This is a genomic window from Gemmatimonadota bacterium (assembly GCA_041390105.1).
Lineage (GTDB): Bacteria > Gemmatimonadota > Gemmatimonadetes > Longimicrobiales > Gaopeijiaceae > JAGQIF01.
The window spans coordinates 1,834,462-1,848,154 of record JAWKQO010000001.1 but is presented as its reverse complement, the minus strand read 5'-3'; the positions used below and the strand labels follow the sequence as shown (position 1 = coordinate 1,848,154).

Genomic DNA, 13,693 nt, shown 5'->3' with positions numbered 1-13,693 from the left:
CGCGACAGGGGAGGGGACCAATCATGGGACATCTGCGGGGACCAGCTTTCCCATTCTCCACGTACCTGAGCCTGGAAGGTGTCCTGGAGTTCTGGCGGGGGTTGGGCCAGGATCCAGGCCATGCGCTCAGCGCGCACGCGCGCACGCTGCTGCATCGCGCGGAGGGCACGGGGCAACTCCGCGGGCGGATCGCCGATGCGGTGGTGATCGAGCGCCACCGGTCCCTGGTCGAGGCTCTGTTGTCGGCGTTGTTCCCGACCGCGGACGCCCAGGCCCTGGGCGCGGTCGGTGCGCCCTTTGCTTACACCAACATCTACGAGACGCCAGCGGCGCGACGGACGGGCGTCTTCAGTGAAGACGCGTTTCGGGATGGCCTGTCCCTGCGAGGCGATGTGCTGGAGCGCGGAGAGATCATCGCGGCCTACCAATACGTCCTGCTTCGCTGCTACGGGATCGACGCCAAGCTCGATTACCCGATGCTCATGTCCCGCACGGACACGACGACAGGGCTGCTGCGCCACTATCAGGTCGGATGGGATTCGGCGTTCGTGGAGGTGGCACCGCGGGGTCCCAAGTTGCACCCGAGCGATGCGGATCTGCGCCGCCTGCTCGCGGAGCCTACCAACCTGGCGCTCTGGATGGAGGTGCTACCACCAGAGCGCTTCGAGCTTGGAGGCTTGAGCATCGTGCGTGCTACGGACGTGACGGTCCGCGAAGCCGTATCCCGTCTGAAAGACGATCTGCTCCAGCACGACGCCATGGCCTCGCCGGCCCACGTCGAACGCTGGCAGCAGCGCATCCGCACCTTGTTAGGAGCGCCCGATGTCGAGGTGGGTGTGATCGGTTTCGGTGACGCCAGTGACGTGAGCGAGCTCGACTACGCATTCCCCGTCGGGCGCAGCCTGCTGCTCTGCAGCGGTGCGTTGCCCGAGTGTCCGGAGCGGGGAGAATCGAACTACGCGGAGGCGTTCACCAGCGGTGCGGCCGTCATCGTGAGCGACCTCGAGCACGCGCGTCGCATCACGGGGCTCGAGGCCTCCCTGATGGCGCAGGGGTTCAAGAGCCTCCTCCTCCAGCCGCTGTTCGTGGGGCAGCGTCTGCTGGGGCTGTTGGAGGTGGCCTCCCCCCGGGAGGGAGCCATGAGTGCGCTCAGCGCCTTCAAGCTGAGCGAAGTGGCGCAACCGTTCGCCACGGCCCTGGAGCGGAGGTTGGGCGAGCGCGAGGTGCTCCTGCAGTCCATCATCAAACGGAAGTACACCGCCATCCACCCGTCGGTCGAATGGCGCTTCCGCGAGGCGGCTGCCCGCGTACTCGATGGCGACGAGGAGGAGATGCCGGAGCCCATCGTATTTCCGGGCGTCTATCCGGTCTACGGGCTGACCGACATTCGGGGTTCGTCCGAGACGCGGAGCCGGGCCATTCAGGGTGACCTGGTCGAGCAGCTCGAGCTGGGGCTCGCCGCGGTACAAGCTGCGGGTCGGCGCCCTTCTCTCCCTGTCCTCGATCAGCTGGCCTTCCGCATGGAGCAGTGCCTGGAGCGGGTCCGCAGCGAGCTGCGCTCTGAGGACGAGACGGCGGCCCTCACCTTCCTGGGTCAGGAGATCGAGCCGCTGCTGGATGACCTGGCGGCTTTGGACCCCGATGTGGCCCGCGCGGTGGAGGCCTACCGGGAGGCCCTCGATCCACGGCTCGGTGTGGTCTACCGGCGGCGGCAGGCGTTCGAGCACAGCGTCGCCCGCTTCAACGAAACGGTCGCGCAGGTCCTCGAGCGGGAACAGGAGCTGGCACAGGCCGTGTTTCCGCACTTCTTCGAGAAGTTCCAGTCGGACGGCGTCGACTACAACGTCTACGTCGGAGATTCGATCGCCCGCCACGGTGGGTTCAGCGAGCTCCACCTGCACAACCTGAGGCTGTGGCAGCTCGAGATGATCGCGCGCATCGAGTGGGAGTTGGCTCGGGTGCGGCCCACCTTGAGCGTAGACCTCGCCCCGACCCACCTGGTCCTGGTGCAGGACCAGCCGCTGGCTATCCGCTTCCGGGTCGACGAGAAACGCTTCGACGTCGACGGTGCCTACAACATCCGCTACGAGTTGGTGAAGAAGCGGATCGACAAGGCGCACATCCGCTCGACCGGAGAGCGCCTGACCCAGCCGGGCTACCTGGCCGTGGTCTACTCGCACGCGCATGAGGGCGTCGAGTACCGCAGGTACTTCGAGTACCTGATCGCGTCCGGCTACTACACGGGGCCGGTGGAGGAGCACGAGCTCGAGGATATGCAGGGCGTGCGGGGCCTGCGGGCGCTGCGCCTTGGCATCGCGTCCGTCGCGCCGGACACGCGTCCGGACGGGGCGCGGGGGGTGGCCGCGGCCGGGTCGGCCCGCGTCAGGGCGTAGGCGGGCGCGGTGAAGGGTGGCGGGGAGCCTTTCCCTCACAGCGCCCCCGACCCAGCTTCAGGGCTCAGACCCATCCGAGCCAACAGGAGCGCGCCAATGTCCACCTCGGACTCCCACCCCGAGGACCCCGTCGCAGAGACCCCGCACCCGCCCCGGCCCGCGGGCACGAGCTCCGAGGTACAGCATCCCGCGGCTGGCTGGGATGGCGGAAGTGAAGTCGTGTCTGGCGACGAAAAGCCGAAGAAGAAGAAAAAGAAGAAGCACAAGGACGACGGGTTGGGGTCTTCTCGCGGTATCGAGACCATGTTCCGCACGTCCTACCAGTCGCATCTCAATCTCAGCTCAATGGCCGACAACAAGGCCAACATCATGATCTCCATCAACGGGATCATCATCTCGGTGGTGATCGCCTCGATCTCGCCGAGGATCGACAGCAATCCCTGGCTGCTGGTCCCGACGGTGGTCCTGCTGCTCGGATGCGCGGCGTCGATGGTCTTCGCGGTTCTGGCGGCGCGTCCACGCATCACCCACCGGCAGCTCACGCTGGACGACGTCGAGTCCAACCGGGCCAACATCCTGTTCTTCGGGAACTTCGTGGGCTTGACCGAAGATGACTTCGTGGCGGGGCTCAAGTCGTTGCTGACCAACACGGACCGTCTCTACACCAACATGATGCGGGATATCTATTCACTGGGGCGCGTATTGCAGAGGAAGTACACACTGCTGCGTACTTCGTACACCGTGTTCATGATCGCGCTGGTGGCGAGTGTTCTGCTCTTCCTCGTGGTGTACTACGGGGTGGTGGGCCAGGTGACCTTATGATCGTGACGCTTTGGGGCACCCGCGGCACCTTTCCGGTGCCAGGGGCTGCCACCGTCCGACACGGTGGGGATACGTCCTGCCTTTCCGTGGAATGGGACAAGAGCGTCCTGGTGATCGACGCGGGCACTGGGGTGCGGCCCCTGGGTCAGGACCTGGCGGGTCGCGACGTCGATGTGAGCGTGCTGCTCACCCACATCCACGGGGACCACGTGCTGGGGCTCCCCTTCTTCCGACCCCTGTGGGAGAAGGACCGTACCGTGGTCATCTTCGATGCAGATACCGACGAAGGTCCTTGGAGCCCTCTGGCCCTGCTGGATGGTCGTCACTTTCCGGTGCGGGCGGCGGCTCTGCCCGCCTATGCTCGTCGTATCGCAGGCAACCCCATCCCGCATCTGGCGGGCCAGGGCCTGGGTCTGGCGCGCCAACGCTGCAACCACCAGGGCGTCACCTACGGCTACCGGATCGGCGAGCCCGGGCGGGACTTCGTGTTCATGCCCGACAACGAGCTCGCATCCACGTCGCCCGAACGGATCCCCTTCGACGACTTCGTCCAGTTCGCGGAGGGCGCCAGCGTGCTGGCCCACGATGCCCAGTTCACCGAGCAGGAGCTGCCGCGGCGTGCGGGTTGGGGCCACAGTTGTATCGAAGACGCCTGTGCCCTGGCCGATGCGGCCGGGGTGGGTCAGTTGGTGCTGGTGCACCACGACCCGTGGCGGTCCGACGACCAGTTGGACGCGCTGGTGGAGGCGGCCCGGTCCCGGACGCGCGTTCCCGTCGTCGCCGGACGTGACGGGATGCGCTTCGAGTTCTGAGCGTGGTGGTCGGTATGAAGGCTACCTGAACACCGCGGCGCCAGTTGTCCCTCCCTCAGCCGCCGCTCCGTCCTCTTTGCAGTCGCCAACGAAGCGGGAAGAGCAGGAAGTAGCCGGTCACGCCGAGGAGTAGGCTGAGCACCCCCGAGAACACGAGCACGGCGCGTTGCAGCGTCCGCCCTGCGAACTCCTCGATCGGCCAGAACTGGTGCGCTCGCATGAGCCCCTCGCTGATCCGCTGCATGAGCGTTCCCGCGTGAACCCGTGCATCGATGGGGTTGACCGCCCACACCGGTGAGGAGCTGCCCGCCACCGTGAAGACGTACGCCGGCAGGCCGACGTCGCCCCAATAGGCCAGTGAGCGTCCTTCCTGCACCGCCCCCTCCAGCGTTTGCTCCCCGAGGCCGTAGCGCTGCCGCACCAGTGCTTCGGCTTCCTGCTGGGTGAGACGGAACGACTCCCCGTCCAAAGCCCGCACGATCTTGCGCCCGGCGCTCGTGCGGATGTCGTAGACGGCGTGGGGACCCATCATGGTGAGTTGCACGGTGCGCACTTCGGCATCGCCGGCCAGCTCGTCCAGCGCACGCTGCGCGGCTTCCGCAGCCGACACCGTGACCTGGGAGAGGTCCAGCGACGCTTCGCCCCCCACCTCGGGGACGCGGCCGCGGAGGGCCGGGAAGTACACCTGCAGGGGGTACCAGAGGCCGGTGATGCTGAGCGCGATCAAGAGAGCGCCGCCGATCCCGGCGAGCCAGCGGTGCCAGGAGATCCAGGTCTTCCGTTTCATGCGGGCGAAGGTAGAGGGGGACCGGCTGCCGGCCAATGCCGGGCCGGCAGGCATGCGGGCCTCCACCGGAGGCCCTTCCCCCGTTTGCAGCCAGCTTCGTGCCGGACCCTGGACCCACGGCGGTCCTGGACCGACTTTGCCAGCGACCCAGGATCTTCCGGAGGAGCAGGATGCCCAGTCGCTGTCGCAGGTTCGCGTGTCGTTTTCGTCCACTGCTGGCCAGTGCCGGCCTTCTGTTCGCGTCCGGTGTCGGCGCCCAGCAGGTCGCTCCCGAGCGCTACGCCGCGCTGAGCTACCGATTCATCGGACCGGACGGGAACAGGGCCATCGCGGTGGTGGGAGAGCCCGGCAACTCCTCCGTGGTCTACGTGGGTGCGGCGTCGGGTGGCGCTTGGAAGACCGAGGACGGGGGCGTCAGTTGGCGACCCATCTTCGACGACTTCGACGTGGCCTCTGTATCTGCGCTGGCGCTGGCGCCCAGCGAGCCCAACGTCGTCTGGTTGGGCACCGGTGAGACCTTCGTCATCCGCCCCGCCCATGCCATGGGAGACGGGGTCTATCGCTCCAACGACGGCGGAGCCACCTGGATGCACATGGGGCTGGAGCAGACGGGTCGCATCGGCCGTATCCGAGTCCACCCCGACGACCCGGACGTGGCCTACGTGTGCGCCCTGGGCCACGCCTACGGTCCTCAGCCCGACCGGGGCGTCTACCGCACCACCGACGGCGGCAAGACCTGGGAGCAGGTGTTGTTCGTGAGCCAGGACGCCGGCTGCATCGACCTCGATATCGATCCGGTCAACCCGCGCGCGCTGTACGCGTCGTTCTGGGATGTGCAGATCGACACCTGGGGGCTGGATTCGGGCGGACCGGACAGCGGTGTGTGGCGCTCGCGGGACGGCGGGGACACCTGGGAGCGCCTCGACCACACGGGCAGTGGACTCCCTGAGAACCCCGAGCAGCACATCGGCAAGGTAGCGGTCGCCGTTGCGCCGAGTGATCCGCGACGCATCTATGTGCTGACCGAGGAGGCCAGCCCCGGCTTCTACCGTTCCGACGACGGAGGAGACACCTGGCGCCTGGTGCTTCGCAACCACACGATCGCCGAGCGTGCCCCCTACTATACGCGCTTTGGCGTCGATCCCTCCGATCCGGATCGCATCTACTTCACGTCCGTGCGCTTCAGCCTCTCCATCGATGGAGGCGCCTCCCTGGTCGAGAACGGGCCGCGGGGTGGCGGCGACACCCATGACGTGTGGATCGATCCCACCGACGCCGATCGCATCATGGTGGCTGACGATGGCGGGTTGAACATCAGCTTGAACCGGGGAAGGTCGTTCGAGCGCATCGTGCTGCCCATCGCACAGATGTATCACGTGCACGTGGACGACGAGGTCCCGTACAACGTGTACGGGAATCGGCAGGACGGCTACTCGTACCGCGGTCCCTCCAACAGTCGCCAGGGTGCCATCCCACTCGGGCTATGGGAAGCGGTGGGCGGGTGTGAATCTGGCTTCTCCATCCCGGTGCCCCGGGATTCCAACATCGTCTGGTCGGGCTGCTACGACGGTGGGCTGGAGCGCTACGATCGGCGCACGGGGCAGGCGCGCAACGTGCGCGTCTGGCCGGAGGCAGCCTACGGATGGACGCCCGCGGACCTCAAGTTCCGGTGGCACTGGACCTTCCCCATCTGGATCTCGCCGCACACCGAGCGGGAGACCGTCTACGTGGGGAGCCAGGTCGTCCACCGGACGACGGACGCGGGCCAGACCTGGGACGTGATCAGCCCGGATCTCACGCGCAATGACAAGAGCCACCAGCAAAGCTCCGGCGGTGTCGCCGTAGACAACCTGATGACGTTCGACGGTGCCACGCTGTTTTCCATCGCCGAGTCGCCGCTCAGCGAAGGACTGCTCTGGGTGGGCTCCAACGATGGCTTGATCCACCTCTCGAGGGACGGGGGCGGCACCTGGACCGAGGTCGGCCAGAACGTGCCGGGTCTGCCCCACTGGGCCACCATCGCCAGCATCGAGCCCTCGCGCTACGCGGAGGGCACCGCCTACATCGCGGTGGACAACCACCAGCAGGCGGACTTCACACCGCACATCTACAAGACCGCGGACTACGGGCGTACCTGGCGCAAGATCTCGTCCGGGATCCCGTCCTCGCCGCATTCGTTCGTGCACATCGTCCGCGAAGACCCCAAGCGTCAGGGGATGCTGTATGCAGGGACGGACAACTCCGTCTGGTTCTCCCTGGACGACGGCGCCACCTGGAATCCGCTGCGCAACAACATGCCCCCCGCCCCGGTCTACTGGCTCACGGTGCAGGAGCGCTTCGACGACCTGGTCGTGGGAACCTACGGTCGCGGCTTCTACATCATGGACGGGATCGAACCCCTGCGCGCGCTCGATCGCCGGGACGGGGACGCGCTCGCGCTGATCACGCCGCGCGCCGCCTACCGCTTCAACTCGGTGCAGGGCATCCACACGGAGAGCTCGTACGTGACCGGCCGGAACCCTCCTTCGGGGGCCGACCTCAACTTCTGGGTCGGGGAGGGCAGCGCTGGACGCGCCAGTGTGGTCATCACGGACGCGGCGGGGGATACGGTGCGAACGCTGCGAGTGGCCGCGCGCCCCGGCGTGAACCGTACGTGGTGGGACCTGCGCTACGAGCGCAGCAAGACGCCACAGCTGCGCACGCCTCCCCCCGACATGGAGTGGGTGCCCATGGGGCCGGATGGTTGGCGGCCGCTGCGCACGTGGGATCTGGATCTCAACCAGGGCCAGCTGGGGCCGCGCGTGGTGCCTGGCACCTACACCGTGTCCGTCTCGGTGGGAGACCGGAGCGCCAGCGGAACGCTCGAAGTGCTCAAGGATCCCCACTCCGCGGGGACCGTTGCGGACATCCAGGAACAAGTGGCGCTTTCTTTGCGACTGCGTGACGAGATCGACCAGATCGTGACGATGATCAACGACCTGGAATGGACCCGGAAGCAGGTGGACGACGTGCAGTCGCGACTCGGGAGCGATCCCGGCGCGCAGGGCATCCTGGAGGAGGCGGAAAAGGCGGAGCGCGCGGCCATCGAGGTGGAGGCGCGCCTGTTCGACATCTACCTGACCGGTGCGCGCGAGGACGCCTTCCGTAACCCGATGAAGCTCTACGGTCGCTACAGCGCGCTGGCCAATGACGTGGGTGCGTCCAGCGCGGACTTCCGTCCCACCACCCCACAGGTCGAGGTGCACACCGAGCTCAAGGTCCGCCTGGACGAGGCCGCGGAGCGCTACCGTGCGCTGGTGGACGGTGGGTTGGAGGCGCTCAACGCGCTGCTGCGCCAGCGTGGACTTCCTGCCATCGTGTCCGAGGAGTAGCCACTGTCCACGGAGCGGTCTGGTCCGGCCGCCCCCGATGCCCGCCGCCGGTCCCTGCAGGAAGCGCTCGCGGTGGGTGCGGCCGTGTTGGTGGCGTATCTGCTGCTCAGGGTCTCGCCCTACCTGGCGCTGGGCGCCCTCTCCGACGACGCGATCTACGTGTCGCTCGGCAAGGCGCTCGCGGAGGGGGAGGGGTACCGCTCCATCTACGCCGTGGGGAGCCCTGTACACGCGAAGTACCCACCGGGACTACCGCTGCTCTATGCGTTCTTCTGGTCGGTGGGTGGCGGGCTCACCCGCGTGCAGTCGATGGCACTCTTCTCCAGCACCCTGGCCAGTGCCACCGCCGCTGGGTTGCTCTGGTGGACGGGGCGCGTCCGCCTGGGGGCTGAGGCCCTCCCTCTGGCCGTGCTGTGCGTCGGAGCCTTCCTGATCGAGACCGCGGTCCAGTTCTTCAACCTCGCCGTGAGCGAGCCCTGGTTCCTGCTGGGATGGGCCGGCGCGCTGGCTCTCGTTCCCTGGGCCGCAGAAGGGCGGGTCCTCAGGGCACTCTGGCTCGGGTCCGTGCTCGGCCTCACCACGCTGTTCCGGTCGCAGGCGCTCTTCCTCGTCCCCGCGTTCATGGTGGCCATCGCGTGGTTGGATGGAGCGAGGAGCCGGGGGAGCCTGCGCGCGATCCTGGTGGGCGGGGCGGCTGCGCTGCCTGTCCTCGTCTGGAGGATGTGGCATGCGCGCATGCTGCGCCTGGGGCCCGGAACCACCCAGCCGGACGAGGCGTCCTACGAATCCTGGTTCCCGGCAGGAACCCTGGGGGAGCGGATCGCCTACTTCGCCTCGGTGATCCGCCACAACGCACGCGGGTACGCCACGTTCCTACCGGATCATCTGGCTCCGGCCGTCTTCCTCGGGTGGGCGGTGCTGGCCGTGCTGGTCGTATACATGGCAACAGCCATCGCTCGACGTGCTCGCGTCACGTCGGCGGTCTGGTTGGCCTTGCTCGCACAGGGTGCGCTGCTCTCGATCTGGCCCTTCGCACAGGATCGCTTCTACGCACCGTTGCTCCCGGTGATGGGGCTGTTGGCGGCGGGCTCACCGCTCTGGGCCGTCTCGAGCGCACGGCGTGTGGGCCAGGGCGTGCTGGTGGCCGTCGCCGCCGTGGTGGGCGTGCGCCAGGTTCAGATCCGGGCAGGAGTGCTGGAGCCGACGGACACGCGGGTCACGTACCACGCGTCGCGGTATCTGCTGGCCAACTCGGTGTCGCTGGTGACCGCCGCTGCCTGGGTGGATCGGAACACCCGCCCGGACGACCGCCTGCTGGCGCCGTTCGCGGCCAGCCTCTTCCTGTACACGGGGCGGCAGGGCGTCAACGCGGAGCCGGCCCAGCCCGATGTCGGGGGGACGGTGTTCGAGCGGCCCGGGGCGTTTCTGGCGGGTCGGGTCCAGGCGGACCAGGTGACGGTCGTGCTCTTGTTGGGGAGCGAGTTCCAGGTGGTGCGGGACGTGGCGGCTGTCCAACAAGGCTGCCCCGGCGCGCTCGAGTTCCTCGGCTCGGTGACCACGCCCGCGGAGGTCGCAGCGTACCGCGTCCATCCGGACGCGTGCCTCCTGGGATTGGCCGAGGGCTGACATGCACGGCGGGACCCTGCTCGCCGACGTGGTCGTACTCTTTGGCGCCGCGCTCTTCGTCCTCCTGTTGAGTCGGCGTCTGCGGTTGCCCGCCGTGGCCGGCTTCCTCCTGACCGGTGCCTTGGTGGGCCCGTCCGGATTGCGGCTGATCGCAGAAGTCGAAGAGGTCGAAGCGTCCGCCGAGCTGGGTGTGGTCTTCCTGCTCTTCATCGTCGCGCTGGAGCTCTCGCTCCCGAGGCTGAGGGAGCTGGGACGCTTCCTGCTCGTGGGTGGCTCGCTCCAGTTCGGCCTCACTGCGGGCGCGGGCTGGTTGGGCGCCACCTTGATGGGGTTGGACCCTGGTCCGGCACTGGTGGCGGGGTTGGCGCTGGGTATGAGCAGTACCGCGATCGCGCTCAAGGTGTTGGCGGATCGCGGCGAGCTGCGGTCGTCGCACGGGCGCGTCACGCTGGGCATCTTGCTGTTCCAGGACCTGGCCTTCGTTCCGCTGCTGTTGGTCGTCCCGTTGCTGATGGGTGCCGGTGCGGACAGCTCGGCCGGCGGAGGGCTCCGCATCCTGGGCGGGTTGGTGGGCGTGGCGGTCGCTTTCCTGGTGGGGCGTGTCGTGACGCCGGCGTTGCTCAAGCAGATCGTCGAGTCGGGAATCCGCGAGCTGTTCGTGCTGCTGGCCCTGTTCGTGTGCTTGGGCGGTGCGCTGCTCACGGGATCGCTCGGGTTGTCGCCGGCGCTGGGGGCCTTTCTGGCGGGGCTGCTGCTGGCTGACTCCGAGTACCACTACCACATCCTCACCGAGACGGGACCGTTCCGGGACGTCTTCACCAGCTTGTTCTTCATCTCGGTGGGAATGCTGCTCGACATCCGGTTCGCGCTGGAGCACTGGGCGGCCGTGCTCGGGCTCGCAGCGCTCGCCATCGTGGGGAAGGGCTTTGTGGTGGTCGTGGCCGCCGCACTGCTCGGACTGAAAGGACGCGCCCGTGTCCTCAGCGCGGCCGCGCTCGCGCAGGTGGGGGAGTTCGCGTTTCTACTGCTGGGGGCGGGCGCTGTGGCCGGTGGCGGCCAAGGGCCCTTCGCGCTGCTGGTGCCTGCAGCGGTGCTCACCATGCTGCTCTCCCCGTTGCTCATCCACGCGGTAGCGAGTGGGTGGGACCGCGTGGCGGCCGGGGCCCCCGCCGAGCCCCAGGTTCCCGCCGCGCCCGCCGCGCGCGTGATGATCGGAGGCTACGGCGTCAACGGCGAGAACCTGCTTCGCGTACTGCGCTCTGCCTCGGTGCCCACGGTGGTGGTCGAGATCGACGGCCGCCGCGCTGCGCGCGCCCAGGGTCCCCATACGCGTGTGGTCTTCGGCGACGTCACGCGACCTGACGTGCAAGTCCTGGCCGACGTGCGCCAGGTGAGTGTCGTGGTGCTGGCACTGTCCGATCCCACCGCTTCCGTCAGCGCAGTACGCGCGGTCCGTAGACTCAACCCCGATGTGGTCATCATCGCGCGCGCCGCGCGCATGGCGGAGATCGCACAGCTCACCCAGGCGGGAGCCGACGAGGTCGTGGCGGAAGAGTTCGAGACGTCGATCGAGATCGTGGCCAGGCTGTTGAGGCGGCTCCACGTTCCGGGAAACGTCGTGCGGGCTCAGGAGCGCCTGCTGCGCGCGGATCGCTACCACATGCTGCGCCGTGCGGAGGGAGAGGTAGGCCTCACCGACCGCCTGGCGCGGGCGTTGGCGGCCGCCACCACGGAGACCGTGGCGTTGTCGCCGGCGAGCCCCGCCGTGGGGACCACGTTGGCGCAGCTCCGTCTGCGCGCGTTGACGGGGGCCACCGTCGTGTCGGTGGTGCGCTCGGGTACCGCCGAGCCCAATCCGCCGCCGGAGTGGGTTTTCGCCGCGGACGATGTCCTGTTCCTGCTCGGCAGTCACGAGCAGATCCAGCGCGCGCTCGATTTGCTGGAAGGCGCCAGTTCCGCGTAGTTGTCGTGCGCGCCGCGGGGACCGCTGTGCGTGCGGGTCGTGGCCGAGCGGTCAGCCGGCCGACGCAGGCTGGGCGAGCCAGAGGCGGGTCAGCTCACGCAACGTGGTCTCCCCGCGATCGCGCGCGTACCAGCGCCGCTGTTCACGGTACCGGGAGTCCTTGTCGAGCTGCTGGCCCTCGCCCAGCACCCAATCCTGCAGCTCCTGGGGGCGAGGACCCCACCACCCGACCTCGTTCCCGGACGCGTCGATGACGATGACGACCGGAATGGAGCGACTATGGCCGCCGGTGAGGTAGCGGTCCATGAGCTCCAGGTTCTGGTCCCGCGCCAGGACGCGAACCTCGACGCCCAGGCACTCCGCCAGGCGAGCCACCAAGGGGACCGTGTTCACGGCGTCGCCGCACCAGTCTTCGGCGATCACCAGGAAGCGCAGGTCGGGCCGACGAGGCAGGGTCGCAACCCAGGCGGGCAGGCGAGCCCGCGCGTAGAGATCCAACCACAGCTCGTGGTTCTTGAGCGTGCCCTCGAGGTAGCGCTCGAAGGGTTGGGCCCCCTCGAACCACTCCGTCAGGCTGCGCGTGTCCACCGCATCCATCGCTGGGGTCCTTCCGTCCAGGTGCGTGTCCGTCGAGCGGACGACCATCATCGACTCATCACCGTCCCAACCACCGATGCACGTTGCAGGTTCCCGGCCAGCACGCCCGCCGCTGGTGCGCTGGCCCGCGACCGCATCGTAGAGGCTCGCCTCCGGGGGAGGCGAAGGCCGGTGGCCCGCCCTATCTTGGCGGCTGCTCGCGGGGCCGAGACCCGCGCCTTTCCCCCTTCACGTCAGATCGCCCATGCGCTCTTCCAAGGTCGCGCCGTCGTTGCTCGTGCCGGCCAGTCTGCTCGCCTTCGCGCCCGCCGGCGCACTCGGCCAGGAGCCGGTTCTCTGGGGCACCGGTGTGGACGCGGTGTTTTCCACGTTCTCGATCGCTGCCGTCGACCCTCGCACTGGCGAGAGCGGCGTAGCGGTCACGACCCGGGTGCCCTGCGTCGGCAACGGCGTGCCCTGGGTGCGGGCCGGCGTGGGGGCGGTGGCCACCCAGGCCAACACGCGCACGGAGTACGGGAATGAGCTGCTCGACATGTTGGCTGCGGGCATGAGTCCCGACGAGGCCCTGAGCAAGGCCTTGGCTGCGGACGAAGGTCGGGATCGAAGACAGGTGGGTGTCATCGACCTGTCGGGGCGCAGCGCGCAGCATACGGGTTCAGGCCCCAACGATTGGAAGGGGCAGCGGGCGGGCCTCAACTATGCCACCCAGGGCAACGTGTTGGTGGGACCCGAGGTGTTGGAAGCCGTGGCGCGGACGTTCGAGGCCAGCGAAGGATCGCCCCGTCACCTCGCCGATCGGCTCATCGAAGCGCTGGCCGCGGGTCACGCCGTGGGAGGCGACGCGCGACACGGCCGCAAGCAGTCGGCGGCCGTGATCGTGGCCGATCCACGTCCCGGGCGTTCTCGACGTTCCGATGGCCTGACCGCGAACATCAACGTCTGTGAACACCCTGAGCCGGTGGCGGAACTGCGGCGGATCTACGACACCATCAGCCAGACGCTGGGCTACCGTGTGCTGGAGTCGATCAGTGGAAACGACGTCTGGCAGCTCAAGGTCATGCTGCATGCGCTCGGGTATCTGAGCGGGCCCGCGCCGGAGCTGGACGCCGCCGGCCAGCTTTACGACCCCGCGGCGATCGACGCAGTGGAACGCTTCCGGAAGGACGAGGGGCTCTCCACTGCGGCTGCCGGGGCGCCGGCCGGTTTGGTGGACCAGGAGGCGCTCGTCCATCTGTGGCAGGCGCTCGCGGCCCGCGGCCTGGCCGACGGCGTTCGGGAGCGTGTGCTGGAGGCGACCGCAGTCCGGCGCTGAGGTGCCTGGG

General features: G+C 68.3%; 9 protein-coding genes. 7 read left to right on the top strand and 2 right to left on the bottom strand.

Annotated elements, in window-relative coordinates; translation table 11 throughout:
- Positions 1-23 precede the first annotated feature (23 nt).
- The 3 genes from R3E10_08185 to R3E10_08175 all read left to right on the top strand — a co-directional run bounded on the left by R3E10_08185 (position 24) and on the right by R3E10_08175 (position 4,027).
- Positions 24-2,393 (top strand): GAF domain-containing protein, encoded by a 2,370-nt coding sequence (locus tag R3E10_08185; GenBank protein MEZ4415719.1) that lies wholly within the window; start codon positions 24-26, stop codon positions 2,391-2,393.
- 219 nt (positions 2,394-2,612) lie between these two features.
- Entirely contained in the window at positions 2,613-3,215 is a 603-nt protein-coding gene (locus tag R3E10_08180) for a DUF5706 domain-containing protein (GenBank protein MEZ4415718.1), read from the top strand.
- A complete protein-coding gene (locus tag R3E10_08175) occupies positions 3,212-4,027 on the top strand; it encodes an MBL fold metallo-hydrolase (protein ID MEZ4415717.1) in 816 nt (271 codons plus the stop codon). Before R3E10_08180 ends, R3E10_08175 begins: the two co-directional genes overlap by 4 nt.
- Before the next feature lie 55 nt (positions 4,028-4,082).
- Here R3E10_08175 and R3E10_08170 read toward each other — a convergent pair whose 3' ends face one another.
- On the bottom strand, positions 4,083-4,868 hold the full coding sequence (locus tag R3E10_08170) for a hypothetical protein (GenBank protein MEZ4415716.1): 786 nt from the start codon (positions 4,866-4,868) through the stop codon (positions 4,083-4,085).
- 116 nt (positions 4,869-4,984) lie between these two features.
- On the opposite strand from R3E10_08170, the gene R3E10_08165 reads away from it, so the two are divergent.
- The 3 genes from R3E10_08165 (at position 4,985) to R3E10_08155 (ending at position 11,774) form a co-directional block, all read left to right on the top strand.
- Positions 4,985-8,185, top strand: coding sequence for a glycosyl hydrolase (locus tag R3E10_08165; protein MEZ4415715.1), 3,201 nt, complete (start codon positions 4,985-4,987; stop codon positions 8,183-8,185).
- Between the two features lie 72 nt (positions 8,186-8,257).
- The gene (locus R3E10_08160; protein ID MEZ4415714.1) at positions 8,258-9,811 is read left to right on the top strand and encodes a hypothetical protein; all 1,554 of its coding nucleotides are present in this window, start codon (positions 8,258-8,260) and stop codon (positions 9,809-9,811) included.
- Between the two features lies 1 nt (position 9,812).
- The gene (locus R3E10_08155; protein MEZ4415713.1) at positions 9,813-11,774 is read left to right on the top strand and encodes a cation:proton antiporter; all 1,962 of its coding nucleotides are present in this window, start codon (positions 9,813-9,815) and stop codon (positions 11,772-11,774) included.
- A gap of 51 nt (positions 11,775-11,825) precedes the next feature.
- Here R3E10_08155 and R3E10_08150 read toward each other — a convergent pair whose 3' ends face one another.
- Positions 11,826-12,422: a thioredoxin family protein gene (locus R3E10_08150; protein ID MEZ4415712.1), complete on the bottom strand. Its 597-nt coding sequence runs from the start codon at positions 12,420-12,422 to the stop codon at positions 11,826-11,828.
- A gap of 193 nt (positions 12,423-12,615) precedes the next feature.
- On the opposite strand from R3E10_08150, the gene R3E10_08145 reads away from it, so the two are divergent.
- Positions 12,616-13,683 (top strand): DUF1028 domain-containing protein, encoded by a 1,068-nt coding sequence (locus R3E10_08145; GenBank protein MEZ4415711.1) that lies wholly within the window; start codon positions 12,616-12,618, stop codon positions 13,681-13,683.
- The last annotated feature ends 10 nt before the right edge of the window (positions 13,684-13,693 follow it).

What these genes read in the sequence shown, in the direction of transcription:
- R3E10_08165 (MEZ4415715.1), top strand. Translation starts at nt 4,985, where the DNA reads ATGCCCAGTCGCTGTCGCAGGTTCGCGTGTCGTTTTCGTCCACTGCTG.
- R3E10_08150 (MEZ4415712.1), bottom strand. Translation starts at nt 12,422, where the DNA reads ATGATGGTCGTCCGCTCGACGGACACGCACCTGGACGGAAGGACCCCA.
- R3E10_08155 (MEZ4415713.1), top strand. Translation starts at nt 9,813, where the DNA reads ATGCACGGCGGGACCCTGCTCGCCGACGTGGTCGTACTCTTTGGCGCC.
- R3E10_08170 (MEZ4415716.1), bottom strand. Translation starts at nt 4,868, where the DNA reads ATGCCTGCCGGCCCGGCATTGGCCGGCAGCCGGTCCCCCTCTACCTTC.
- R3E10_08185 (MEZ4415719.1), top strand. Translation starts at nt 24, where the DNA reads ATGGGACATCTGCGGGGACCAGCTTTCCCATTCTCCACGTACCTGAGC.
- R3E10_08145 (MEZ4415711.1), top strand. Translation starts at nt 12,616, where the DNA reads ATGCGCTCTTCCAAGGTCGCGCCGTCGTTGCTCGTGCCGGCCAGTCTG.
- R3E10_08175 (MEZ4415717.1), top strand. Translation starts at nt 3,212, where the DNA reads ATGATCGTGACGCTTTGGGGCACCCGCGGCACCTTTCCGGTGCCAGGG.